We start from the raw sequence: 23,546 nt of genomic DNA, 5'->3' as shown, positions 1-23,546 counted from the left end.
CGTGACAACCCAACGAACTTCGAGGCGCAGACTGGCCGCCGGGGCGGCGCTCGCGGTCGCGGCCCTGGTGACCACCACCGCCTGCGGCGGTGGCGGCGGCAAGAGCGAAGGCGGCGGCAAGGGCGGCAAGGCGGCGGGCTTCAACGCCGGTGTGAACAAGGTGGCCGCCGCCTCCGACAAGAAGGGCGGGGAGCTGAAGTTCATCGGCACCCAGGACGCCGACTCGTGGGACCCGCAGCGCGGTTACTACGGCTTCATGTGGGACTTCGCCCGCTACTACACCCGTACCCTCGTCACCCCCAAGCCGGCCCCCGGCCTGGAGAGCGTGAACGTCGTCCCGGACATGGCCACGGACACCGGCCAGCTCTCGGCCGACAAGAAGACCTACACCTTCAAGCTGCGTGACGGGCTGACCTGGGAGGACGGCCAGCCGATCACCACCCGGCAGATCAAGTACGGCATCGAGCGCACCTGGGCGACCGACAAGATCTCCGGCGGCCCGCTGTGGCTGATGCAGGTCCTCGACCCCGACAAGGAGTACAAGGGCCCGTACAAGGACGAGAGCAAGGACAAGCTCGGCCTGAAGGCGATCGAGACGCCGGACGAGAAGACGATCGTCTTCCATCTGCCCAAGCCCAACGGCGACTTCCTCCAGATGCTGGCGATCCCCGCCGCGGCCCCGGTCCGCCCGGACAAGGACACCGCCGAGAAGTACGGGTCCCGCCCGTTCTCCAGCGGACCGTACAAATTCGTCTCCTACAACCCGAACAAGGGTCTGGAGCTGGTCCGCAACGACAAGTGGGACCGGAAGTCCGACCCGGTCCGCAAGGCGCTGCCCGACAAGATCACGGTCAAGCTCACCACCAACGCCGACGACATGGACAACAAGCTGCTCGCCGGCGAGTACGACCTCGACATCAACGCCACCGGCCTGGGCTCGACCGGCCGGCAGAAGGCGATGAACTCGTACAAGGCCAACGTCGACAACCCGCAGACCGGCTTCATCCGCTACGCGGCCTTCCCGAAGACCGTCGCGCCGTTCGACAACGAGCACTGCCGCAAGGCCGTCATCTACGCCGCCGACCACACCTCGATCCAGACCGCGCGCGGCGGCCCGCAGGCCGGCGGTGACATCGCCATCAGCATGCTCCCGCCTTCGGTCAAGGGCTTCGACGCGAACTACGACCCGTTCAACCTGAAGCAGGGCAAGCCCGACGAGGCCAAGGCCAAGGAGGAGCTGAAGGCCTGCGGCAAGCCCCAGGGCTTCAAGACCACGATCGCCGTGCGCAACAACAAGCCGCCGGAGGTCGCGACCGCCGAGTCGATGCAGGCGGCCCTGAAGAAGGTCGGCATCGACGCCCAGATCGACCAGTACGACGGCGCCCAGTACACCGGCATCATCGGCGCCCCCAAGAACGTCAAGGACAAGAACTACGGCATCATCATCATGGGCTGGGGCGCGGACTTCCCCAGCGGCCAGGGCTTCCTCCAGCCCATCACGGACGGCCGCTTCATCCTGGAGAGCGGCAACCAGAACTACCCCGAGCTCAACGACCCCGAGGTCAACAAGCTCTACGACCAGGCCATCGCGGAGACCGACGTCGACAAGGCGGGGAAGCTCTACCAGGAGGCCAACAAAAAAATCACCGAGGGCGCCTGGTACCTGCCCTTCGTCTACGACAAGACGATCACGTGGCGCAGCTCCCGGCTGACCAACGCCTATACGTCCGAGGCCTACAACGGACGCTACGACTACGCCTCCCTTGGCGTCGTCAGGTGAGCGCCGCCGAGTGACAGCCACCGTCCAGTGACAGACCGTACGCTCCGCCGGCGCACCCGCCGCTAGGCCCGAAGGGCAGGTGAGGGCCGCGCGCGGCGGCCGGGGACCCCGACGCGACACGGGGGTCCCCGGCCGCCGCCGGCCGACCGCAGTGTTCGCTTACATCGTCAGGCGGCTGTTCGCCGTCATCGTGATGCTCCTCGTGGTCACCTTGGTGACCTTCGGCATCTTCTTCGCGATCCCCAAGCTCACCGGGGCCGACCCTGCCGCGCTCTACGTCGGCAAACAGGCGGACCCGGAGACCATCGAGGGCATCCGGCAGAAACTCGGGCTGTCCGACCCGATCCTGGTGCAGTTCTGGCACTTCGTCACCGGCATCGTCGCCGGGCGGGACTACACCGGCGGCGGCACCACCGTCCACTGCGACGTGCCCTGCTTCGGCTACTCCTTCCGCACCGAGCAGGACATCTGGCCGGTGCTCCAGGACCGGGTGCCGGTGACGCTGTCGCTGGCCGCGGGCGCCTGTGTGCTGTGGCTGGTCGGCGGGGTGACCACCGGTGTGGTCTCCGCCCTCAAGCGCGGCAGCCTCTGGGACCGCGCGGCCATGACCGTCGCCCTGAGCGGCGTCTCGCTCCCCATCTACTTCACCGGCCTGGTCTCGCTCGCGGTCTTCTCCTACGGTCTGGGCTGGGTGGACGGCGACTACGTCGACTTCGCCGACGACCCCGCCGGCTGGTTCAGCGGGCTGATCCTGCCCTGGATCACCCTCGCCTTCCTCTACGCGGCCATGTACGCCCGGCTCACCCGCGCCACCATGCTGGAGATCCTGGGCGAGGACTACATCCGCACCGCCCGCGCCAAGGGGCTGCGGGAACCGGTCGTCATCGGCAAGCACGCCATGCGCTCCACGCTGACCCCGGTCCTCACCATCCTCGGCATGGACCTCGGCGCCCTCGTCGGCGGCGCGATCCTCACCGAGACCACCTTCAACCTGCCGGGCCTGGGCCAGGCGGCCGTGAAGGCCATCAGCGACCGCGACCTGCCGCTGATCCTCGGCGTGACGCTCATCGCCGCGACCGCCGTCGTCGTCGCCAACCTCGTGGTCGACCTCCTGTACGCCGTGATCGATCCCCGAGTGAGGCTCTCGTGACCACCACACCCCTCCCCGACGGCGGTGCCGTCGGCGAGCCCACGGACGGCAAGGCCCGGCCGACCGCCTTCCTCGACGTCCGCGACCTGCGCGTCCACTTCCCCACCGACGACGGCCTGGTGAAGTCCGTCGACGGGCTGTCCTTCCAGCTGGAGAAGGGCCGCACCCTCGGCATCGTCGGCGAGTCCGGCTCCGGCAAGTCCGTCACCTCGCTGGGCATCATGGGCCTCCACACCGTCGGCCAGTACGGCCGCCGCAAGGCCCGCATCAGCGGCGAGATCTGGCTGGACGGCACCGAGCTGATGAGCGCCGACCCCGAGAAGGTGCGCCGGCTGCGCGGCCGCGAGATGGCCATGATCTTCCAGGACCCGCTGTCGGCCATGCACCCGTACTTCACCGTCGGCGCCCAGATCGTCGAGGCGTACCGGGTCCACCACGACGTCGACAAGAAGACCGCCCGCAAGCGCGCGGTCGAGCTGCTGGACCGGGTCGGCATCCCCCAGCCCGACCGGCGCGTCGACGACTACCCCCACCAGTTCTCCGGCGGCATGCGCCAGCGCGCGATGATCGCGATGGCGCTCGTCAACAACCCGAACCTGCTGATCGCCGACGAGCCCACCACCGCCCTGGACGTGACCGTCCAGGCCCAGATCCTGGACCTGATCCGTGACCTGCAGAAGGAGTTCGGCTCCGCGGTCGTCATCATCACCCACGACCTGGGCGTGGTCGCCGAGCTCGCCGACGACATCCTCGTGATGTACGGCGGCCGCTGTGTGGAACGCGGTCCGGCCGAACGGGTCTTCCGCGCCCCCCAGCACCCCTACACCTGGGGCCTGCTGGGCTCGATGCCCCGGATCGACCGCGAGCAGACCGAGCGGCTGATCCCGGTCAAGGGCTCCCCGCCCAGCCTGATCAACGTGCCCTCCGGCTGCGCCTTCAACCCGCGCTGCCCCTACGCGGACGTCCCCAAGGGCGGTGTCACCCGCACCGAGCGGCCCGAACTGCGCCCCGTCCCGGGCACCGAGGCCGGCCGGCCGCACCACTCCGCCTGCCACCTGGCACCCGAGGAGCGCACCCGCATCTGGACCGAAGAGATCGCGCCGAAGCTGTGAAGGACCCACAGATGACGATTCCCGCGCAGCCGGCCCCCGAGGCGACCGAGCCCCTGCTGAAGGTCGAGGGCCTGGTCAAGCACTTCCCGATCGTCAAGGGGCTGCTGCGGCGCCAGACGGGCGCGGTGCGGGCCGTGGACGGGCTGGACTTCGACGTGCGCGCCGGGGAGACCCTGGGCGTGGTGGGCGAGTCCGGCTGCGGCAAGTCGACCATGGGGCGGCTGATCACCCGGCTGCTGGAACCGACCGCCGGGAAGATCGAGTTCGAGGGCCGGGACATCACCCACCTCGGGGTGGCGGGGATGCGGCCGATGCGCCGCGACGTCCAGATGATCTTCCAGGACCCGTACTCCTCGCTGAACCCCCGGCACACCGTCGGCACGATCGTCGGGGCGCCGTTCCGGCTCCAGGGCATCACGCCCGAGGGCGGGGTGAAGAAGGAGGTGCAGCGGCTGCTGGAGCTCGTCGGCCTCAACCCCGAGCACTACAACCGCTATCCGCACGAGTTCTCCGGCGGCCAGCGCCAGCGCATCGGCATCGCACGGGCCCTCGCGCTCAAGCCCCGGCTGGTCGTCGCCGACGAGCCGGTCTCCGCGCTGGACGTCTCCATCCAGGCCCAGGTGGTCAACCTCCTGGACGACCTCCAGGAGGAGCTCGGGCTGACCTACGTCATCATCGCCCACGACCTGTCGGTCATCCGGCACGTCTCGGACCGGATCGCGGTGATGTACCTCGGCAAGATCGTGGAGCTCGCCGACCGCACCTCGCTCTACGAGCGGCCCATGCACCCCTACACGACGGCGCTGCTGTCGGCCGTGCCCGTGCCGGACCCGGGGCGGCGCGTCAAGCGCGAGCGCATCCTGCTCAAGGGCGACGTGCCCTCGCCGATCTCCCCGCCGGCCGGCTGCCGCTTCCACACCCGCTGCTGGAAGGCGACGGAGGTGTGCCGGACCGACGAGCCGCGGCTGCTGGCCCCCCGGGCCGGCCACCAGGTGGCCTGCCATCACCCGGAGAACGCGCCGGGAACACCCGAACCGGTGACGGAAGGTGCGGGTGCGTAAGCGGCGTGCGAGGCTGGCTCGTGGAGATCGAAATGACTTGGTAAAGACCTGAGCACCGCGAGGCGGGGGAGTGCAGAGTCGGCGCGTTCGCCGCAAATGCGCTCGCACGTTCGAAGGGACGGCTCATGGCACTCTCCCGCCCGCTCCGGGACCGCTCCATACGCTCGAAGGGCCGCCGGGTCCCGGCCCGGCTCCTCGCCCTCGCCACGGCCACCGCCTCGGCCTGGGTGATCGCGGCCGCCCCCATGGCCTCGGCCCGCCCCGACTGGCCCCCGACCGCCGGTGCCCCCGGCATCGGCGACACCTACTTCCCCGAGCTCGGCAACGGCGGCTTCGACGCCCTCCACTACGACCTGGACGTCGGCTACACGCCCTCCAGCGGCCGGCTGGACGGGAGGACGACCGTCACCGCGCGGGCCACCCAGAGCCTCTCCTCCTTCGACCTGGACCTCCAGCAGCTCACGGTCTCCAAGGTCGAGGTCAACGGCCTCCCCGCCGCCTTCTCCCGGGTGGGCGACGAGATCCGCATCCGCCCCGCGCTCCCGCTGGTCAAGGGCCACACCTTCACCACGACCGTCACCTACGGCGGCATACCCCAGCCGCTCAGCGGCCCGATCATCTTCGGCTCGAAGTACGGCTGGATGAAGACGAAGGACGGCGTCTTCGTGGCGTGCGAGCCCAACGCGGCCTCCACCTGGTTCCCCTCCAGCGACCACCCCTCCGACAAGGCCACCTTCGACATCCGCATCCGGGCCCCCAAGGGCCTGACGGCCGTCTCCAACGGCAGGCTCCTCGCCACCCGCGACAGCGGCGACACCACGATCACCCACTGGCGCGAGAGCAAGCCGATGGCGCCCTACCTCGCCACCGCCACGATCGGGAAGTTCGACGTGCGCAAGGGCGTCACCCCCGGCGGCACCCCCATCTACGTCGCCACCAATCCCGCCCTGCCCACGGACAAGCTCGACTTCTACGGCATCACCGCCGAGGCCACCGACTACTGGTCCAAGCTCTTCGGCCCGTACCCCTTCGAGGAGACGGGCGCCGTCGTCGACGACATGCCGCAGGCCGAGTTCTCGCTGGAGGTCCAGACGAAGCCCGTCTACTCCGCCGTGCGCGACGAGGCGACGGTCGTCCACGAGCTGGCCCACCAGTGGTTCGGGGACTCGCTGTCGGTCGAGCGGTGGAAGGACATCTGGCTCAACGAGGGCTTCGCCACCTACGCCGAGTGGCTGTGGGACGAGCACAAGGGCCGCAAGAGCGCCCACCAGTCCTTCCTGGAGGCGTACAACGCCCACGACGACGGCGACGCCTTCTGGAAGCTCGACGTGGCCGACCCCAAGCGCGACACCATGTTCTCCCGGTCCGTCTACTACCGGGGCGCGATGACGCTCCAGATGCTGCGCGAGCGCATCGGCGACAAGGCGTTCTTCAAGCTGCTGCCGCTGTGGACCAAGCTCCACAAGGGCGGCAACGTCCGCACCGCCCAGTTCACCGGCCTCGCCGAGGCGGTCTCCCACCAGGACCTGAGCGATCTCTTCCGGACCTGGCTGTCCACCCCGCAGAAGCCGAAGCTGCCGTAGCCACCTGCCGTGGCCTTCGTGGGCGCGCGCGTCCGCATTCCGGGACGCATTCCGGGAGAAGTCGGGAGCACCGCCACCGGCGCGTAAGAATGTCTGGTGCTCACCGATCTGTTCAGCCCCTCCGTCCAGCACTCGCTCGACATCGCCGGCATCTTCGTCTTCGCCATGTCGGGCGCCCTGCTCGGCGTCCGCAAGAACTTCGACGTCTTCGGCATGGCGGTGCTGGCGGAGGTCACCGCGCTGGGCGGCGGGCTGTTCCGGGACCTGATCATCGGAGCCGTGCCGCCCGCCGCCTTCACCGACCTGGGGTACTTCCTCACCCCGCTGGTCGCCACAGCGATCGTCTTCTTCCTCCACCCCGAGGTGGAGCGGATCACCAAGGCGGTGAACGTCTTCGACGCCGCCGGGCTCGGGCTGTTCTGCGTCGCGGGCACGGTCAAGGCCTACGGGCACGGGCTCGGCCTGACCTTCGCCGCGACGCTGGGCCTGGCCACGGCGGTCGGCGGCGGTGTGCTGCGCGACGTCCTGGCCCACGAGGTGCCCTCGCTGCTGCGCTGGGACCGCGACCTGTACGCGGTGCCCGCCATGGTCGGCTCCACCATGGCCGCGCTGCTGATCCGCTACGACGCGCTCAACGTCTCCACCAGCATGCTGTCCGCCGCCGTCGCGTTCGTCCTGCGGCTGCTGGCCATGCGCTACCACTGGCGCGCCCCGCGCGCCTGGCACCGGCGCAGCGCGACGGCGGGAGATCCGGCGCAGGGCAACGCCCAGGGGTAACGCTCGGACGTAACGTTTCCGCGCGGCTTTGTCCCCGCGGCTTTGTCCGCGCGTGGCCTTCGGCTCAGACCTCCCGGCCCAGCCACGCCGCCAGCCGCGCGTAGGCGTCCGCGCCCTCGGGGGCCGGACGCACCGGCCCGAACGGCACGGGCCCGCCGCGCCGCTCCGCCGGGAGCACCCGGCGCGCCCACTCCAGGGTGTACTCGGCGAGCTCCTGGTCCAGGGGCAGCGGATGGCCGAGGGCGGTGGACAGGTCCCAGGTGTGGGCGACCGTCTCCAGCACACAGCCCGAGGAGAGGTACGCCCGGCCCGGCATCTCGCCCCACGGCACGGACACCGGCGCGTCCAGCTTCGCGTCGTCGGCCCACACCTCGGCGAAGAGCGCGCGGGCCTCGTCGTAGGCCGCGAGCCAGCCGTCGTCCGGCACGCCCTCGGCGGCCACCAGCGTCACGTCCGCGTCGGTCCGGCCGCGCTCGGCGCCGGCGCGGACACCGCCCACGAGGTGCGCCAGCAGCCCGCGCACGTCGAACTCGGCGCAGGGCGTGGCGTCGCCGAGCGCCTCGGGCTTCACCCGGGCGATCAGGGCCGCCGCCTGGTCGGTGGCGCGGGTGTAGAGGGGGCGGGGGTCGAGGTCCATGGCGCACTGCTCCTCAGAGGACGGGGTGACCGGCCGGTCAGCCGGTCGAGAGCACCCTCTCGCCATAACCTGACACCCGCCGTCATGTTTTCCCCGCCCCCGCGAGATTCTTGATCACGTGAAATCCGACCGGCTGCTGTCGATACTCCTGCTGCTCCAGAACCGGGACCGGGTGCCCGCCGCCGAGCTCGCCCGCCGCCTGGAGGTGTCCGTCCGCACCATCTACCGCGACGTCGAGTCCCTCTCCGCCGCCGGCGTGCCCGTCTACGCCGAACGCGGCCGCCACGGCGGCATCGCCCTGCTCCCCGGCTACCGCACCGACGTCACCGGCCTCACCGCGGACGAGGCCCGCGCCCTGTTCGTCCTCGCCGGCCCCGGCGCCCACGCCGACCTCGGCCTCGACGGCGCCCTGGGCTCCGCCCTGCGCAAGGTCATGGCCGCCCTGCCCGCCCCCCACCGCCCCGCCGCCGAGGCCACCAGCCGCCGCATCCACATCGACCCCGTCCGCTGGGCGGCTCCCACTCCCGCCGTCGACCTCGGCGAACTCCACACCGCCGTCTTCACCGACCTCCGGCTGCGCCTGCGCTACCGCCACGGCGGCACGGCCGAACCGCGCGGGTACACGGTCGACCCCTACGGCCTCGTCGCCAAGGCCGGCGTCTGGTACCTCGTCGCCGACCACCGCGGCAGCCCCCGCCTCTACCGCGCCGACCGCGTCCTGAAGGCGACCCTCACCGACGAACCCGTACGCCGCCGGGCCGGCCAGGAGCTGACGGACGTCTGGGCGGAGCTGCGCCGTGAGGTCGAGGACCGGCCCGCGGAGCTCCTGGTGACGGCCCGGGTGCGGCGCTCCCGCCTCGCCACGCTGCTGCGCCTGCGCGGCCGGCAGCTCACCGGGCCGCCGTCCGAGGGCGACCCCGCGACCGTCGAATTCGCCTTCGGCGGCATCGCGGAAGCGCGATCCCTGCTGGCCTACGGCCCGGATCTGGAGGTGATCTCCCCGGAGCCGGTCCGGCGGGAGCTGGCGGCGGCCGCCCGGGCCGTGCTGGAGCTGTACGAACCCGGGCACAACCGGATGCTCCCTCCGGGGCCGGAACGCCCCGCCACGGTCCCGGGCCGGGACTCGTAGAATCGTGCCCACCATGGCCTACCTCGACCACGCCGCCACCACCCCGATGCTCCCGGAGGCGGTGACGGCGATGACCGCCCAGCTGCCCCTCGCCGGCAACGCGTCCTCGCTGCACGCCGCGGGCCGCCGCGCCCGCCGCACGGTCGAGGAAGCGCGCGAATCGCTCGCCGCCTCGCTCGGCGCGCGCCCCAGTGAAGTGGTCTTCACCGCGGGCGGCACCGAAGCCGACAACCTCGCCGTCAAGGGCCTGTTCTGGGCACGCCGCGCGGCCGACCCGGCCCGCACCCGCGTCCTGGCCAGCCCCGTGGAGCACCACGCCGTCCTCGACGCCGTCCACTGGCTCGCCGAGCACGAGGGCGCGACCGTCGAGTACCTGCCCGTCGACTCCTACGGCCGGGTCCACGCGGACGCCCTCCGCGAGGCCATCGCCCGGAACCCCGATGACGTGGCCCTCGCCACGGTGATGTGGGCCAACAACGAGATCGGCACGGTGCTGCCGGTCCACGAACTGGCCGAGGTCGCTTCGGAGTTCGACGTTCCGCTGCACGCCGACGCCGTACAGGCCGTCGGCCAGCTGGACGTGGACTTCGCCGCGTCCGGGCTCGCCGCGATGACCGTCAGCGGCCACAAGATCGGCGGCCCGTACGGGATCGGCGCCCTGCTGCTGGGCCGCCAGTACACGCCCGTACCGCTGCTGCACGGCGGCGGCCAGGAGCGGCACGTGCGCTCCGGCACGCTCGACGTCCCGGCGATCGCCGCCTTCGCGGTGGCGGGCCGGCTGGCCGCCGAGCGGCGCGCGGACTTCGCCCGCGAGATCGGGGCACTGCGGGACGAGCTGATCGAGGGCGTCCGGGCGGCCGTCCCCGACGCGGTCCTCGGCGGCGACCCGGACCCGGCGGGCCGGCTGCCCGCCAACGCCCACTTCTCCTTCCCGGGCTGCGAGGGCGACTCCCTGCTGCTCCTCCTCGACGCCCAGGGCATCGAGTGCTCGACGGGCTCCGCCTGCACGGCCGGCGTCGCCCAGCCCAGCCACGTCGTCCTGGCCACGGGCACCGACCGCGACCTGGCCCGCGGCACCTTGCGGTTCTCGCTGGGCCACACGTCGACGCGCGAGGACGTCACGGCGGTCGTGGAGGCGATCGGCCCGGTGGTCGCCCGGGCCCGGTCGGCGGGTCTGAGCTAGGGACCGCCGGTTTGTGGGCAGGCGTTCCGCAGGGCTGGGGGCACCTCCCAGCGGTAGCTGGGGGAGGGTGGGCACAAACCGACCACCGGCCCGCACGTACCCGGAAAGAGAACCCCGTACCCTGGAAGGGCTATGACTGACTTCCCGGGTGCCCCAGACCTCAGCGCCCCCCGCAAGGGGCTCCGCGTGCTCGCCGCCATGTCCGGCGGCGTCGACTCCGCCGTCGCCGCGGCCCGCGCCGTCGAAGCCGGCCACGACGTGACCGGTGTGCACCTCGCGCTCTCCGCGAACCCGCAGTCCTTCCGCACCGGCGCGCGCGGCTGCTGCACCATCGAGGACTCCCGCGACGCCCGCCGCGCCGCCGATGTGATCGGCATCCCCTTCTACTGCTGGGACCTGGCCGAGCGCTTCCGCGAGGACGTCGTCGAGGACTTCGTCGCCGAGTACGAGGCCGGGCGCACGCCCAACCCCTGCCTCCGCTGCAACGAGAAGATCAAGTTCGCCGCGCTGCTGGACAAGGCCCTCGCGCTGGGCTTCGACGCCGTCTGCACCGGCCACTACGCCACGGTCGTGGTGAACGAGGACGGCACCCGGGAGCTCCACCGCGCCAGCGACATGGCCAAGGACCAGTCCTACGTCCTGGGCGTCCTGGACGAGCGCCAGCTCGCGCACGCGATGTTCCCGCTGGGCGACACGATCACCACCAAGGACGAGATCCGCGCCGAGGCGGAGCGCCGGGGCCTGGCCGTGGCGAAGAAGCCCGACAGCCACGACATCTGCTTCATCGCCGACGGCGACACCCAGGGCTTCCTGGCGAAGCGCCTCGGCAAGGCCGAGGGCGACATCGTCGACGAGACCGGCGCCACGGTCGGCACCCACGAGGGCGCCTACGGCTTCACCATCGGCCAGCGCAAGGGCCTCCGCATCGGCCGCCCGGCCCCGGACGGCAAGCCGCGCTACGTCCTGGACATCTCCCCGGTGAACAACACCGTGACGGTGGGCCCGGTGGAGGCCCTGGACGTCTCGGCCCTGACCGCGATCAAGCCCCGCTGGTGCGGCGTCGCCCCGGCGGGCCCGGGCACGTACACGGCCCAGCTGCGCGCCCACGGCGGCGAGACCGAGGTGACGGCCGAGCTCGTCGGCGACGAGCTCCACGTCCGCTTCACCGAGCCCGTCCGCGGCGTGGCCCCCGGCCAGGCGATCGTCCTCTACGACGACACGCGCGTCGTCGGCTCGGCGACGATCGCGACGACCGAGCGGGCGCGCGCGGGAGCGGCGGGCTGAGCACCGCCCCCGCGCGGTATCGCCCCGCGTAGCGCTCCGCGCGGGATCAGCGCTCGATCGTCCGCGTCACGTTGGTGACCTCGCACCGGCCGCCGCTGCTGGGCGAGCCCGCCTTCGGCACGTACGGGGTGGAGACGTCGAGCGTGCCGGTCTTGCCCGGCATCACGTAGGGGATGGACGGGAAGCGCGTGGTGATCTTGCCCTCGGGGTCCGTGAACTTCACCGTCAGGCGGTAGGTGTACTTGAGGGTCGCGCTGCCGTTGGTGGCGCTGAGCTTCGCCGTGATGCCGAGGCGATCGGTGTAGGCGCAGTCCGTGATCTTGATGTCGCGCATGGCGTCGTCGCCGCTGCCGCCCCGGCCGCTGCCGTTCGAGCCCAGGACGGACGAGCCGCCGGAGGAGGACGACGAGGAGTCGCCGGTACCACCACCGGTGGTCGTGCCACCGGTGGTGGTACCGCCGCTCGTCGTCCCGCCGCTGCTGAAACCGCCGCTCGTGGACGTGCCACCACTCGTGGAGGACCCGCTGCTGTGGTGGCTGGATCCGCCGCCGCAGCTGGCGCCGTGGTGGCCCCGGGCGCCGGTGAGGGCGACGACGACGATTCCGAAGACGGCCGCCGCGCGGACATGACGAAGCTTCATGCTGGAACTCCCCCGATGAAGTGACGAGATGACGCATTGATCGTTTTGATCATTGACAAGCGCACGTCACGCTAACGGGGTGTTTACACATGACCAAATCCCAGCAGGTCACCGGCCGCTTCTGTGACACGACCGCAACAGAACGGCTTTTCTCAGCCGGTGCCGCGCACGACCTTCGCGATCTCGCACTTCGCGCCCTTCGTGGGGGCTCCCGCCTTCGGGCTGTAGGGGGCGGCGATGTCGTGGCTGTCCGTGCGGCCGGGGCGGACGAACAGGAGCGAGAAGTCCTGCGGGTCGATCGCCGTACCGTCCGGGGCGGTGAACTTCACGGTGACGGTGTAGCTGTAAGTGGCCGTAGCGCTGGGGTTCATGGCGCTCAGTTTGGCCGCGATGCCCTGCTTTTCGACGTATGCGCAGTCGGACAGGGAGACGTCCTTGGTGCCGTCGCCGGAGCCGTCGGTCGTGGCAGCGGCGGCGGCAGCGGAGGAGCCGCTCTTCCCGCTCGAGTCGCTGCCGCAGCCGCTCGCTCCGGTGAGCGCGATGATGACGAATCCGGATATGGCGGCGGTGCGGGACATGCGAATCTTCACTATGGCTGCTTTCAGTGAAATGACGGAAAACGGCGCGGGGATAACGCCGCCGGTGAGCCCGCGTCACGCTAGGCATGCCATTACCGCTTTCGCGATACCGCCGGTAACACTGTGATCTGTTCGCGACCCATAAGATTCCGAATCCATATCGGAGACATAGGAAATCGGCCCGTAGCGTCCGGCTCGCCCGAAGACGGCACACAGGGGGACAGACGCGGCGGTACGGGGCGGTGTCCGCCGCCCGCGCCGTGCGGCAAGCTGGGGGCATGGCAACACATGTGATCACCGGCTCCGGGTCGGGCATCGGCGAGGCGGTCGCCCGGCGGCTCCACGAACGCGGCGACGAACTCTGGCTCGTCGCGCGCGACGCGGGCCGGGCCAAGGAGCTCGCCGGGCGCTTCCCCGGCGCCCACACGCTCGTCGCCGACCTCGACAACCCCGACCGGCTCTCCTGGGCGCTCGGCCACCAGTCGCTGCCCGACCGGATCGACTCCCTCCTCCACATCGCGGGCGTCGCCGACCTCGGGGAGATCGGCGAGCTGACCCCCAAGACCTGGAACCGGACGCTCGCCGTCAACCTGGTCGCGCCGGCCGAGCTGACGCGGCTGCTGCTGCCGCAGCTGCGCGTCTCGCAGGGGCACGTCGTCTTCCTCAACTCCGGCGCCGGACTGCGCGCGAACCCCGGCTGGGGCGCCTACGCGGCCAGCAAGCACGGCCTGAAGGCGCTCGCGGACTCCCTGCGGGCCGAGGAGCACACCCACGGCGTGCGCGTCACCAGCGTCTACCCGGGCCGCGTGGCCACCGCCATGCAGGTGAAGGTGCACCAGCAGGAGGGCAAGGAGTACGAGCCGGGCAAGTGGATCAGCCCGGAGTCGGTCACGTCGACGATCCTGCTCGCCCTGGACCTGCCGCGCGACGCGGAGGTCAACGACCTGACGGTCCGCCCGGGGTACTCGGGCGGCTGAGGGCCGACTCCCGTCGGGGCGGCCCCTTTCTCGTACCCTTCCTTCAGTGAGCGAGAAGAGCAACGTCAGGAGCTGGGGCGCGGGGGCCGCCACCGGCGTCGGTTCGATGCCGGGGGGAGACGCGCGCGAGGCCGCGAAGACCGTCACCGGGTCGCTGGAAACGCTGCCCCACCTCCCGGAACTGCCCGCGCGCGGGCCCGGTGCCGACATGATCGGCCGCACGGCCGGGATGCTGGTCGAGGTCTTCGCCCATCTGGAGCCCAGCGGCTGGCGCGTCAGCGACCGGCCCGGCCGCGACACCCGCCGCGCCCGCTCCTGGCTCGGCGAGGACCTGGACGCGCTCGAGGAGTTCACCCAGGGCCACGAAGGAGCCCTGAAGGTCTCCGCCGTCGGCCCCTGGACCCTGGCCGCCTCCCTCCAGCTGCGCGGCGGCGAGGCCGCCCTCGCCGATGCCGGCGCCTGCCGCGACCTCACGGCCTCTCTGGCCGAGGGCCTGCGCGGCCACCTCGCCGAGGTGCGCCGCCGGGTGCCGGGCGCCCGGCTCGTGCTCCAGCTGGACGAACCCTCCCTCCCCGCCGTGCTGCGCGGACAGATCCGTACCGCCAGCGGCTACCGCACCCACCGGGCCGTCGACCGGGCCGTCGTCGAAGGGGCCCTGCGGGACGTGGCCTCCGTCGCGACGGAGGCCGGCGCCGAGCTCGTCGTCCACTCGTGCGCCCCCGGCGTGCCCTTCGCGCTGCTGCGCCGCGCAGGAGTCACCGGAGTCTCGTTCGATTTCTCGCTGCTCACCGAGCGTGAGGACGATGCGATCGGTGAGGCGGTCGAGGCGGGCACGACCCTCTTCGCTGGCGTGGTGCCCGGCGTGGACGGCCCATTGTCGGACCCTGCCGGTAGCGTCATGGGTGTCAGGACGCTGTGGCGCAGGCTGGGGCTGGCACCGGGGTCTCTCTCGGAGTCCGTGGTCGTCACCCCGTCGTGCGGGCTCGCGGGCGCTTCGCCCGCGTATGCCCGCGCGGCCCTCGCCCACTGCGTCCGGGCGGCGAAATCACTCGCAGACAACCCTGAGTGACGGCGCTCATGGATCAACGGGAGGACGAGACGGTGGCTGTCGAACGGCGAGGCGAAGAGCTCCAGGAGCTCGCGGCGCAGGCGGCGGTACCCGCCGAGGCGCGCGAGAAGCACGCCCTGCTGGCCGAGCGGGTCGAGGAGCACCGCTTCCGCTATTACGTGAAGGACGCCCCCGTCGTCAGCGACGCCGAGTTCGACAAGCTGCTGCGGTCGCTGGAGGCCCTGGAGGAGGAGTACCCGCCGCTGCGCACGCCCGACTCGCCGACCCAGAAGGTCGCCGGGGCGTACGAGACGGAGTTCACCGCCGTCGAGCACCGCGAGCGCATGCTCTCCCTCGACAACGCCTTCGACGACGAGGAGCTGGCCGCCTGGGCCGAGCGCATCGCCAAGGACCTCGGCGAGGGCGCCGATTACCACTTCCTGTGCGAGCTCAAGGTCGACGGCCTCGCCGTCAACCTGACCTACGAGAACGGCCGTCTCACCCGCGCCGCCACCCGCGGCGACGGCCGCACCGGCGAGGACATCACGCCGAACGTCCGCACCATCGCCGAGGTCCCCGACCGGCTCCAGGGCGACCGGATCCCCGCCCTCGTCGAGGTGCGCGGCGAGGTCTACTTCCCGATGGAGAAGTTCGAGGAGCTCAACGCCCGGCTGGTGGAGGCGGGCAAGGCCCCCTTCGCCAACCCGCGCAACGCGGCGGCCGGTTCGCTGCGCCAGAAGGACCCGCGCGTCACCGCCACCCGCCCGCTGCACATGGTGGTGCACGGCGTCGGCGCCCGCGAGGGCTTCGACATCGACTGCCAGTCGCACGCCTACGAGCTGCTGCGGGAGTGGGGCCTGCCCACCGCCGCGCACGCCGAGGTCTTCGGCTCGCTGGACGAGGTGCGGAAGTTCATCGCGCACTACGGGCAGCCCAAGGTCCGCCACTCGATGGAGCACGAGATCGACGGCGTCGTCGTCAAGCTCGACGAGATCCCCCTTCAGGGCCGGCTCGGCTCCACCGCGCGCGCCCCGCGCTGGGCCATCGCCTGGAAGTACCCGCCGGAGGAGGTCAACACCAAGCTCCTCGACATCCGGGTGGGCGTCGGCCGCACCGGCCGGGTGACGCCGCAGGCCGTCTTCGAGCCCGTCACGGTCGCCGGCTCCGAGGTCGAGTTCGCCACCCTCCACAACCAGGAGGTCGTCAAGGCCAAGGGCGTCCTCATCGGCGACACCGTCGTCATCCGCAAGGCCGGCGACGTGATCCCCGAGGTCCTCGGCCCCGTCGTGGACCTGCGCGACGGCACCGAACGGGAGTTCGTGATGCCCGCCGAGTGCCCGGAGTGCGGCACCGGGCTGCGCCCGATGAAGGAGGGCGACATCGACCTCCGGTGCCCCAACGCCCGCTCCTGCCCGGGCCAGATCCGCGAGCGGCTGTACTACCTCGTGGGCCGCGAGTGCCTCGACATCGAGAACTTCGGCTATGTGGCCGCCTCGGCCCTCACCCAGCCCCTGGAGCCCGCCACCCCGCCGATGCTCAACGAGGGCGACCTCTTCGATCTGACGATCGAGGAGCTGCTGCCCATCAAGTCCTACGTCCGGGACCAGGACAGCGGCCTGCCCAAGATCGACCCCAAGACGGGCAAGGAGAAGGTCGTCACCTTCTTCGCCAACCAGAAGGGCGAGCCGAAGAAGAACGCCCTGGCGATGCTGGAGAACATCCAGGCCGCCAAGCAGCGCCCGCTGGCCCGGATCATCAACGGCCTGTCCATCCGTCACGTGGGTCCCGTCGCCGCGGCGGCGCTGGCCCGCGAGTTCCGCTCCGTCGACCGGATCGCCGAGGCCACGGAGGAGGAGCTCGCCGCCGTCGACGGTGTCTCCGACACCATCGCCACCGCCGTCCGGGAGTGGTTCGCCGAGGACTGGCACCGCGAGATCATCGAGAAGTGGCGGGCCGCCGGGGTCCGGATGGAGGAGGAGGCCGGCGAGGCGGAGGGCCCGCGTCCGCTGGCCGGGCTGACCGTCGTCGTCACCGGTACCCTCACGGGCTTCACCCGGGACGCCGCCAAGGAGGCCCTGCAGAGCCGGGGCGCGAAGGTGACCGGGTCGGTATCGAAGAAGACGGACTTCGTGGTCGTCGGTGACAACCCCGGTTCGAAATACGACAAGGCGATGCAGCTGAAGGTCCCGGTCCTCGAAGAGGACGGCTTCACCGTCCTGCTGGAGGAAGGCCCCGAGGCGGCGCGCGGGGCGGCCGTGCCCCAGGAGGCCACCCCGGCGGAGTAATGCCCGCATAGGCAGTGGGCATTACCCCTACAGCGCGTACCAGATGGCTACAGAACGCCGGATCGCATTCGGGCAACCCCTGCCGATCGCTGCCCGCCGTAGCCTTCTGCGGCCTACTGTTGAGATGTGCGCCTGCCGTGGCGCGGGCACCGCCGGCTGTGAGAGGGACGGGCATGAAACCCACCACCGACAGCGCCGAACCGGCATCGCGGCCGCGGCGGCTCGCCCCGCCCGGCCTGCCGACGGTCTGCGTGGCCCTGGCCGCGCTCGGGCTCTCCGTCGGCGTGCTGCGCGCGGTCGCCTCGGGCCGGGCCCTCTTCCCGGGGCAGACCGTCGGCTGGTCGCTCGCGACCCTCACCGCGCTCATCGTCGCCCACCTCGTCGCCCTCGGCCGGGACCGCTGGTGGGGCGGCACCGGCTCCGGTGCCGCCCTCACCCTGGCCGTCCTCCTCCTCTACGGCTGGCTCCCGGCCGTCCTGATCAGCATCGCGGTCGTCACCCTCGTGGCCGCCGCCCGCCGCCACCGATGGCGGCAGGCATTACTCCACGGCGCGGTCGACATCCTCGGCATCGCGGCCGCCGGCCTCGGCCTCGCCGCCTGCGGGACCACCGCCGGCGTCGAGAGCCCCTGGCTGCCCGACACCTGGCGGCTCTCCGCCGTCCCCCAGATCGCCCTCGCCGCCTTCCTCTACCTCGCTGTCACCCGCGCGCTGCTCTGGTGGTCCATGGCCCCGCGCGCCGCGCTCGGCAGCATCGCCCGCACCGCCCTGATGCGGCAGGCCCTCGTCGGCATCGCCCTCCTCGGCATCGCCCCGCTGATCGCGGTCGTCGCCGACCACTCGCCCGTCCTCCTCCCGCTCTTCGCGGTCCCGCTCATCGCGCTGGACTCCACCCTCTGGATCGCCCGCGCCCGCGCCGAGGAACAATTGCGCGACCCCCTCACCGGGCTGCCCAACCGTCAGTGGCTGCTGGAACGCACCTGGACCGCCCTGGACGAGGCCGAACGGGCCGGAGCCCGCGCCGCGCTCGTCCTGATCGACCTCGATCGTTTCCGGTCCGTCAACGACACCCTCGGTCATCTCGCCGGTGACCGGCTGCTCCTCCAGATCGCCGAACGACTCCGGCTCGCCCTGCCCCGGGACGCGGAGGCCGCCCGCCTCGGCGGCGACGAGTTCGCCGTGCTGCTGCCCACCGCCGACTCCCTCACCAGCGCCCAGCGGGTCGCCCGTACGCTCGTCGCCGACCTCGGCTCCCCCCTCGACCTGGACGGGCTCACCCTCGTCCTGGAGGCCAGCGCCGGCGTCGCCGTCTACCCCGACCACGCCCTGGACGCGGAGGGGCTGCTGCGCCGCGCCGACGTGGCGATGTACCAGGCCAAGCGCGACCGCAGCGGCGTCGAGGTCTACGAGGCCCGCCGCGACGGCAACACCCCCGACCGGCTCGGCCTCCTCGGCGACCTGCGCCGCGCGCTGGACGCCGGCGAGGTCGAGCTCCACTACCAGCCCAAGGTCGGCTTCGACGGCCATGTGGAGGGCCTGGAGGCCCTGGTCCGCTGGGTCCACCCGGAGCGGGGCCGGGTCTCCCCGGACGAGTTCATCGCGATCGCGGAGTCGTCCGGCCTGATGCCCCGGCTGACGGAGTACGTCCTGGAGACCGCCCTCGGGCAGGTGGCGAAGTGGCGGGCCATGGGCCTGGAGGTCCCCGTCGCGGTCAACGTCTCCCCGCGCGACGTCCACACCCCGGGCTTCGCGGGCTCCGTCGCCGCCCGCCTCGCCCGCCACGGCGTGCCCCCCGGGGCGCTCCAGCTGGAGATAACGGAACACGTGCTGCTGGAGGACCCCCAGCGCGCGGCCGACACCCTCGCCGGGCTCACCGGCCACGGCGTGAAGATGTCCCTCGACGACTTCGGCACGGGGTATTCGTCGCTGGTCCACCTGCGCCGCCTCCCGGTCAGCGAGCTGAAGATCGACCGTTCCTTCGTCGCCCGGCTCGCCATCGACAACGAGGACGCCGAGATCGTCCGCTGCACCCTCGACCTCGCCCACTCCCTGGGCCTCCTCGTCGTCGCGGAGGGCGTCGAGGACGACGAGACGTGGGAACGGCTGCGCGACCTCGGCTGCGACGCGGTCCAGGGCTGGCTCGTCGCGGCGGCGATGCCGCCGGACGAGACCACGGCCTGGCTCCGCCTCCGCGAACCCGGCATCCACCGCGACCCGCTCCCGGCGACGCCCGCCCCGACGCCGGCGCCGGCGGAGGAGGACGCGGTCACGTAGACCTGTTCGGCACCGCCGGTCTCCCAGGTGGGGGCCGGTCGCCGTCGCGGCGGAGAGGGTGCCCCGGTCCCGCCCTTTCACCGTTTCCCGGGGCTGCCGCCCCGGCCCCCGCAGACGGGGGCCGGGGATCCGGGGGCTTGCCCCCGGGTCCTGCACCCGCCGCGACGGCGATCAGCCACCGGCTACCGGTCCGGCGGTGCCGCCCCCGGGCCACCCAAAAGTGCCACTCGGCCGAGCGCCCGGCGAAACCGTTTCGCGGGCACGGCCGCCGGAGCCATAGGATTGGGCCGAAAACCCATACATCCCACCCTTGAGGATCGCTGCATGCCTGGCATCACGCGCGAGGAGGTCGCCCACCTCGCCCGGCTGTCGCGTCTGGAGCTGAAGGCCGAAGAGCTCGACCACTTCGCCGAACAGCTCGACGTGATCATCGGCGCGGTCGCCCGCGTTTCCGATGTGGCCGACGAGGACGTACCGCCGACCTCCCACCCGCTGCCCCTGACGAACGTCATGCGCGCGGACGTCGTCCGCCCGTCGCTGACCCCCCAGGAGGCGCTCTCCGGCGCCCCCGCCCAGGAGCAGCAGCGTTTCAAGGTGCCGCAGATCCTGGGGGAGGACTGACCCGCGATGACTGACATCATCATCAAGCTCACCGCGGCCGAGATCGCCGAGAAGATCGCCTCCGGCGAGCTCACGGCCGTCGAGGTCACCGAGGCCCACCTGGCCCGCATCGAGGCCGTCGACGAGAAGGTGCACGCCTTCCTCCACGTCGACCGCGAGGGCGCGCTCGCCCAGGCCCGCGAGGTGGACGCCAAGCGCGAGCGCGGCGAGAAGCTCGGCCCGCTGGCCGGCGTCCCGCTGGCGCTGAAGGACATCTTCACCACGAAGGGCGTCCCCACCACCGTCGGCTCCAAGATCCTCGAAGGCTGGATCCCGCCGTACGACGCGACGCTCACCAAGCGCCTGAAGGACGCCGGCGTCGTCATCCTCGGCAAGACCAACATGGACGAGTTCGCCATGGGGTCCTCCACCGAGAACAGCGCCTACGGCCCCACCGGCAACCCCTGGGACCTCACCAAGATCCCCGGCGGCTCCGGCGGCGGCTCCTCCGCCGCCCTCGCGGCCTTCCAGGCCCCCCTCGCCATCGGCACGGACACCGGCGGCTCCATCCGCCAGCCCGCGTCCGTCACCGGCACCGTCGGCGTCAAGCCCACCTACGGCGCGGTCTCCCGCTACGGCATGGTGGCCTTCTCCTCCTCCCTCGACCAGGGCGGCCCCTGCGCCCGTACGGTCCTGGACGCGGCCCTGCTGCACGAGGTGATCGCCGGTCACGACCCGCTCGACTCCACCTCCATCGACGCCCCGGTTCCGCCGGTCGTCGAGGCCGCGCGGAGCGGCTCCGTCGCCGGCATGCGCGTCGGTGTCGTCAAGCAGTTCCGCGGCGAGGGCTACCAGGCCGGTGTGCTCCAGCGCTTCGACGAGTCCGTCGAGCTCCTCAAGGAGCTGGGCGCCGAGATCGTCGAGCTGGACTGCCCGTCCTTCGACCTCGCGCTGGCCGCGTACTACCTGATCGCGCCGTCCGAGTGCTCCTCCAACCTGGCCCGCTTCGACGCCATGCGCTACGGCCTGCGGGTCGGCGACGACGGCACGAAGTCGGCCGAGGAGGTCACCGCCCTCACCCGTGAGGCCGGCTTCGGCCCCGAGGTCAAGCGCCGCGTGATGCTCGGCACCTACGCGCTCAGCTCCGGCTACTACGACGCGTACTACGGCTCCGCGCAGAAGGTCCGCACGCTCATCTCGCGCGACTTCGACAAGGCGTTCGGGCAGGTCGACGTGATCGTCTCGCCGACCACGCCCACCACCGCCTTCGCGATCGGTGAGCGCGTCGACGACCCGATGGCGATGTACCTCGCCGACCTGTGCACCATCCCGACCAACCTGGCGGGCAACGCGGCCATGTCGCTGCCCTGCGGCCTCGCCCCCGAGGACGGCATGCCGGTCGGTCTGCAGATCATCGCTCCCGCCATGAAGGACGACCGGCTCTACAAGGTCGGTGCCGCGGTCGAGGCCGCGTTCACCGAGCGCTGGGGCCACCCGCTGCTGGAGGAGGCACCGTCGCTGTGAGCACCGAACAGAGCAAGTCGAGCGCGCTGAAGAAGGCCAAGGGCTTCAAGAAGTCCAAGGCCGGCACGTACCTGTCCATCGGCACCACGCTGTTCGGCGCCATCAGCGTCGCCAAGCAGGCCAAGAAGGCGCGCGGCGAGCAGGACACCCTGCAGCTCGTCGACGCGGTGGTCTCCGCCGCCGCCATCGTCACCGGCGTCGCCCTGCTCGTCCGCGAGCTGCGCCGTATGAACAGCGACGACGTCCTCGCGGGCTGAGCAGGGACTGAGAGGTTAGTTTTCCGTGACCGTCACTGAACTGGTGTCGTACGACGAGGCGCTTGCCACCTACGAGCCCGTCATGGGTCTCGAGGTGCACGTCGAGCTCGGCACCAAGACCAAGATGTTCTGCGGGTGCGCCACCGAGCTGGGCGCCGAGCCCAACTCGCAGACGTGCCCCACCTGCCTCGGCCTGCCCGGCTCCCTCCCGGTCGTCAACGGCATCGCCGTCGAGTCGGCCGTCAAGATCGGTCTCGCGCTGAACTGCGAGATCGCCGAGTGGTGCCGCTTCGCCCGGAAGAACTACTTCTATCCGGACATGCCGAAGAACTTCCAGACCTCCCAGTACGACGAGCCGATCGCCTTCAACGGCTATCTGGACGTCCAGCTGGAGGACGGCGAGGTCTTCCGCGTGGAGATCGAGCGCGCCCACATGGAGGAGGACACGGGCAAGTCCACCCACGTGGGCGGTGCCACCGGCCGTATCCACGGCGCGCAGCACTCCCTGCTGGACTACAACCGCGCCGGCATCCCCCTCATCGAGATCGTCACCAAGCCGATCACCGGTGCGGGCGAGCGCGCCCCCGAGGTCGCCAAGGCGTACGTCGCCGAGCTGCGCGAGCTCATCAAGGCGCTCGGCGTCTCCGAGGCCCGCATGGAGATGGGCCAGATGCGCTGCGACGTCAACCTCTCGCTGATGCCCAAGGGCGCCGGGAAGTTCGGCACGCGCTCCGAGACGAAGAACGTCAACTCGCTGCGTTCCGTCGAGCGCGCCGCGCGCTTCGAGATCATGCGCCACGCGGCCGTGCTCTCCTCCGGCGGCACGATCATCCAGGAGACCCGTCACTTCCACGAGGAGGACGGCTCCACGACGTCCGGCCGCGTCAAGGAGGAGGCGGAGGACTACCGCTACTTCCCCGAGCCGGACCTGGTCCCCGTCGCTCCCGCCCGTGAGTGGGTCGAGGAGCTGCGCAAGGGCCTGCCCGAGCTGCCGCGCGTGCGCCGCAACCGGCTGCGCGAGGAGTGGGGCGTCTCCGAGCACGACATGCAGTCGATCCTCAACGCCGGCGCGGTCGACCTGATCGTCGCCACCATCGAGGCGGGTGCGGACGCCGCGTCGGCCCGCAAGTGGTGGATGGGCGAGCTGTCGCGCATCGCCAACGAGGAGGGCATCGGCCTCGGCCTGCTGCCGATCACGCCGGTCCAGGTCGCCCGGATCGCGGCGCTGATCGCCGAGGGCTCGCTCAACGACAAGCTGGGCCGTGAGGTCATCAAGCACGTCGTCAACGACGAGGGCGAGCCCGACGAGATCGTCGAGAAGCGCGGTCTGAAGATCGTCTCCGACGAGGGCGCGCTGGGCACCGCCGTGGACGAGGCCATCGCGGCCAACGCCGGCATCGCGGACAAGATCCGCTCGGGCAAGGTCGCGGCGGCGGGCGCGCTCGTCGGCGCGGTCATGAAGGCCACGCGCGGCCAGGCGGACGCGGCCCGCGTCCGGGAACTGATCCTGGAGAAGCTCGGCGTCGAGGGCTGAGTCCTCAAAAAGCTCTCCCCTCCGCGTCAACGCGTCACGACGGCCGTCCCTCCCCGGAGGGGCGGCCGTCGTCGTGTCCGCTACCGGCGATCGGCCCCCGTTGGCCGGAATTCGCCCGTACGCCCCTCATCGGA

The 23,546-nt window shown here is 71.6% G+C and carries 20 protein-coding genes; 17 read left to right on the top strand and 3 right to left on the bottom strand.

The features are described 5' to 3' along the window. The first annotated feature begins 1 nt into the window (after position 1). The 6 genes from IE096_RS11325 (at position 2) to IE096_RS11300 (ending at position 7,463) form a co-directional block, all read left to right on the top strand. A complete protein-coding gene (locus IE096_RS11325) occupies positions 2-1,780 on the top strand; it encodes an ABC transporter substrate-binding protein (RefSeq protein ID WP_189451293.1) in 1,779 nt (592 codons plus the stop codon). 151 nt (positions 1,781-1,931) lie between these two features. Further along, complete coding sequence (locus tag IE096_RS11320; protein WP_189451292.1) at positions 1,932-2,930, top strand: ABC transporter permease; 999 nt, start codon at positions 1,932-1,934, stop codon at positions 2,928-2,930. Continuing rightward, the gene (locus tag IE096_RS11315; RefSeq protein ID WP_189451291.1) at positions 2,927-4,042 is read left to right on the top strand and encodes an ABC transporter ATP-binding protein; all 1,116 of its coding nucleotides are present in this window, start codon (positions 2,927-2,929) and stop codon (positions 4,040-4,042) included. The genes IE096_RS11320 and IE096_RS11315 overlap by 4 nt, the downstream gene beginning before the upstream one ends. Positions 4,043-4,053: 11 nt before the next feature. Further along, on the top strand, positions 4,054-5,103 hold the full coding sequence (locus tag IE096_RS11310; RefSeq protein ID WP_189451290.1) for an ABC transporter ATP-binding protein: 1,050 nt from the start codon (positions 4,054-4,056) through the stop codon (positions 5,101-5,103). Between the two features lie 125 nt (positions 5,104-5,228). Then, on the top strand, positions 5,229-6,686 hold the full coding sequence (locus tag IE096_RS11305) for a M1 family metallopeptidase (protein ID WP_189451289.1): 1,458 nt from the start codon (positions 5,229-5,231) through the stop codon (positions 6,684-6,686). 96 nt (positions 6,687-6,782) lie between these two features. Beyond that, on the top strand, positions 6,783-7,463 hold the full coding sequence (locus tag IE096_RS11300) for a trimeric intracellular cation channel family protein (RefSeq protein WP_126916213.1): 681 nt from the start codon (positions 6,783-6,785) through the stop codon (positions 7,461-7,463). Between the two features lie 64 nt (positions 7,464-7,527). Here IE096_RS11300 and IE096_RS11295 read toward each other — a convergent pair whose 3' ends face one another. After that, complete coding sequence (locus tag IE096_RS11295; protein ID WP_189451288.1) at positions 7,528-8,100, bottom strand: TIGR03086 family metal-binding protein; 573 nt, start codon at positions 8,098-8,100, stop codon at positions 7,528-7,530. Between the two features lie 118 nt (positions 8,101-8,218). Between IE096_RS11295 and IE096_RS11290 the strand changes: the two genes are divergently transcribed. From IE096_RS11290 to mnmA, 3 genes are all read left to right on the top strand, one after another. Further along, positions 8,219-9,229: a helix-turn-helix transcriptional regulator gene (locus IE096_RS11290; RefSeq protein WP_189451287.1), complete on the top strand. Its 1,011-nt coding sequence runs from the start codon at positions 8,219-8,221 to the stop codon at positions 9,227-9,229. A gap of 13 nt (positions 9,230-9,242) precedes the next feature. After that, a complete protein-coding gene (locus IE096_RS11285; RefSeq protein WP_189451285.1) occupies positions 9,243-10,412 on the top strand; it encodes a cysteine desulfurase family protein in 1,170 nt (389 codons plus the stop codon). Between the two features lie 132 nt (positions 10,413-10,544). Next, a complete protein-coding gene (mnmA, locus tag IE096_RS11280) occupies positions 10,545-11,696 on the top strand; it encodes a tRNA 2-thiouridine(34) synthase MnmA (protein WP_189451283.1) in 1,152 nt (383 codons plus the stop codon). A gap of 46 nt (positions 11,697-11,742) precedes the next feature. Here mnmA and IE096_RS11275 read toward each other — a convergent pair whose 3' ends face one another. Then, complete coding sequence (locus tag IE096_RS11275) at positions 11,743-12,336, bottom strand: hypothetical protein (RefSeq protein ID WP_189451264.1); 594 nt, start codon at positions 12,334-12,336, stop codon at positions 11,743-11,745. 152 nt (positions 12,337-12,488) lie between these two features. Further along, the gene (locus tag IE096_RS11270) at positions 12,489-12,914 is read right to left on the bottom strand and encodes a hypothetical protein (protein ID WP_189451262.1); all 426 of its coding nucleotides are present in this window, start codon (positions 12,912-12,914) and stop codon (positions 12,489-12,491) included. Positions 12,915-13,192: 278 nt separating this feature from the next. On the opposite strand from IE096_RS11270, the gene IE096_RS11265 reads away from it, so the two are divergent. From IE096_RS11265 to gatB, 8 genes are all read left to right on the top strand, one after another. Beyond that, positions 13,193-13,891, top strand: a complete 699-nt coding sequence (locus tag IE096_RS11265; protein WP_189451259.1) for an SDR family oxidoreductase — start codon at positions 13,193-13,195, stop codon at positions 13,889-13,891. Between the two features lie 46 nt (positions 13,892-13,937). Further along, a complete protein-coding gene (locus IE096_RS11260) occupies positions 13,938-14,960 on the top strand; it encodes a methionine synthase (protein ID WP_189451258.1) in 1,023 nt (340 codons plus the stop codon). Positions 14,961-14,968: 8 nt separating this feature from the next. Further along, the gene (gene ligA / locus IE096_RS11255) at positions 14,969-17,224 is read left to right on the top strand and encodes an NAD-dependent DNA ligase LigA (RefSeq protein ID WP_229820110.1); all 2,256 of its coding nucleotides are present in this window, start codon (positions 14,969-14,971) and stop codon (positions 17,222-17,224) included. Between the two features lie 173 nt (positions 17,225-17,397). Continuing rightward, entirely contained in the window at positions 17,398-19,497 is a 2,100-nt protein-coding gene (locus IE096_RS11250; protein WP_189451254.1) for a putative bifunctional diguanylate cyclase/phosphodiesterase, read from the top strand. 324 nt (positions 19,498-19,821) lie between these two features. Next, positions 19,822-20,118 carry an Asp-tRNA(Asn)/Glu-tRNA(Gln) amidotransferase subunit GatC gene (gatC, locus tag IE096_RS11245; protein ID WP_126916225.1) on the top strand — a complete coding sequence of 99 codons (297 nt, stop codon included), beginning with the start codon at positions 19,822-19,824 and terminating at the stop codon, positions 20,116-20,118. A gap of 6 nt (positions 20,119-20,124) precedes the next feature. After that, positions 20,125-21,621 (top strand): Asp-tRNA(Asn)/Glu-tRNA(Gln) amidotransferase subunit GatA, encoded by a 1,497-nt coding sequence (gene gatA / locus IE096_RS11240; protein ID WP_189451252.1) that lies wholly within the window; start codon positions 20,125-20,127, stop codon positions 21,619-21,621. Next, a complete protein-coding gene (locus IE096_RS11235) occupies positions 21,618-21,878 on the top strand; it encodes a hypothetical protein (RefSeq protein WP_189451250.1) in 261 nt (86 codons plus the stop codon). Before gatA ends, IE096_RS11235 begins: the two co-directional genes overlap by 4 nt. Positions 21,879-21,903: 25 nt before the next feature. Beyond that, positions 21,904-23,412: an Asp-tRNA(Asn)/Glu-tRNA(Gln) amidotransferase subunit GatB gene (gatB, locus tag IE096_RS11230; RefSeq protein ID WP_189451248.1), complete on the top strand. Its 1,509-nt coding sequence runs from the start codon at positions 21,904-21,906 to the stop codon at positions 23,410-23,412. The last annotated feature ends 134 nt before the right edge of the window (positions 23,413-23,546 follow it).

Source organism: Streptomyces abikoensis (assembly GCF_014648775.1).
In the GTDB taxonomy this organism is placed as follows: Bacteria; Actinomycetota; Actinomycetes; order Streptomycetales; family Streptomycetaceae; genus Streptomyces; species Streptomyces abikoensis.
The sequence above is the reverse complement of the archived record's forward strand: the minus strand, read 5'-3'. Positions and strand labels throughout refer to the sequence as shown.

Excerpts from the sequence above, each read along its gene's own strand:
- gatC (WP_126916225.1), top strand. The coding sequence starts at position 19,822 with ATGCCTGGCATCACGCGCGAGGAGGTCGCCCACCTCGCCCGGCTGTCG.
- gatA (WP_189451252.1), top strand. The coding sequence starts at position 20,125 with ATGACTGACATCATCATCAAGCTCACCGCGGCCGAGATCGCCGAGAAG.
- mnmA (WP_189451283.1), top strand. The coding sequence starts at position 10,545 with ATGACTGACTTCCCGGGTGCCCCAGACCTCAGCGCCCCCCGCAAGGGG.
- IE096_RS11295 (WP_189451288.1), bottom strand. The coding sequence starts at position 8,100 with ATGGACCTCGACCCCCGCCCCCTCTACACCCGCGCCACCGACCAGGCG.
- IE096_RS11265 (WP_189451259.1), top strand. The coding sequence starts at position 13,193 with ATGGCAACACATGTGATCACCGGCTCCGGGTCGGGCATCGGCGAGGCG.
- IE096_RS11250 (WP_189451254.1), top strand. The coding sequence starts at position 17,398 with ATGAAACCCACCACCGACAGCGCCGAACCGGCATCGCGGCCGCGGCGG.
- IE096_RS11305 (WP_189451289.1), top strand. The coding sequence starts at position 5,229 with ATGGCACTCTCCCGCCCGCTCCGGGACCGCTCCATACGCTCGAAGGGC.
- ligA (WP_229820110.1), top strand. The coding sequence starts at position 14,969 with ATGGATCAACGGGAGGACGAGACGGTGGCTGTCGAACGGCGAGGCGAA.
- IE096_RS11310 (WP_189451290.1), top strand. The coding sequence starts at position 4,054 with ATGACGATTCCCGCGCAGCCGGCCCCCGAGGCGACCGAGCCCCTGCTG.
- IE096_RS11285 (WP_189451285.1), top strand. The coding sequence starts at position 9,243 with ATGGCCTACCTCGACCACGCCGCCACCACCCCGATGCTCCCGGAGGCG.
- IE096_RS11275 (WP_189451264.1), bottom strand. The coding sequence starts at position 12,336 with ATGAAGCTTCGTCATGTCCGCGCGGCGGCCGTCTTCGGAATCGTCGTC.
- IE096_RS11270 (WP_189451262.1), bottom strand. The coding sequence starts at position 12,914 with ATGTCCCGCACCGCCGCCATATCCGGATTCGTCATCATCGCGCTCACC.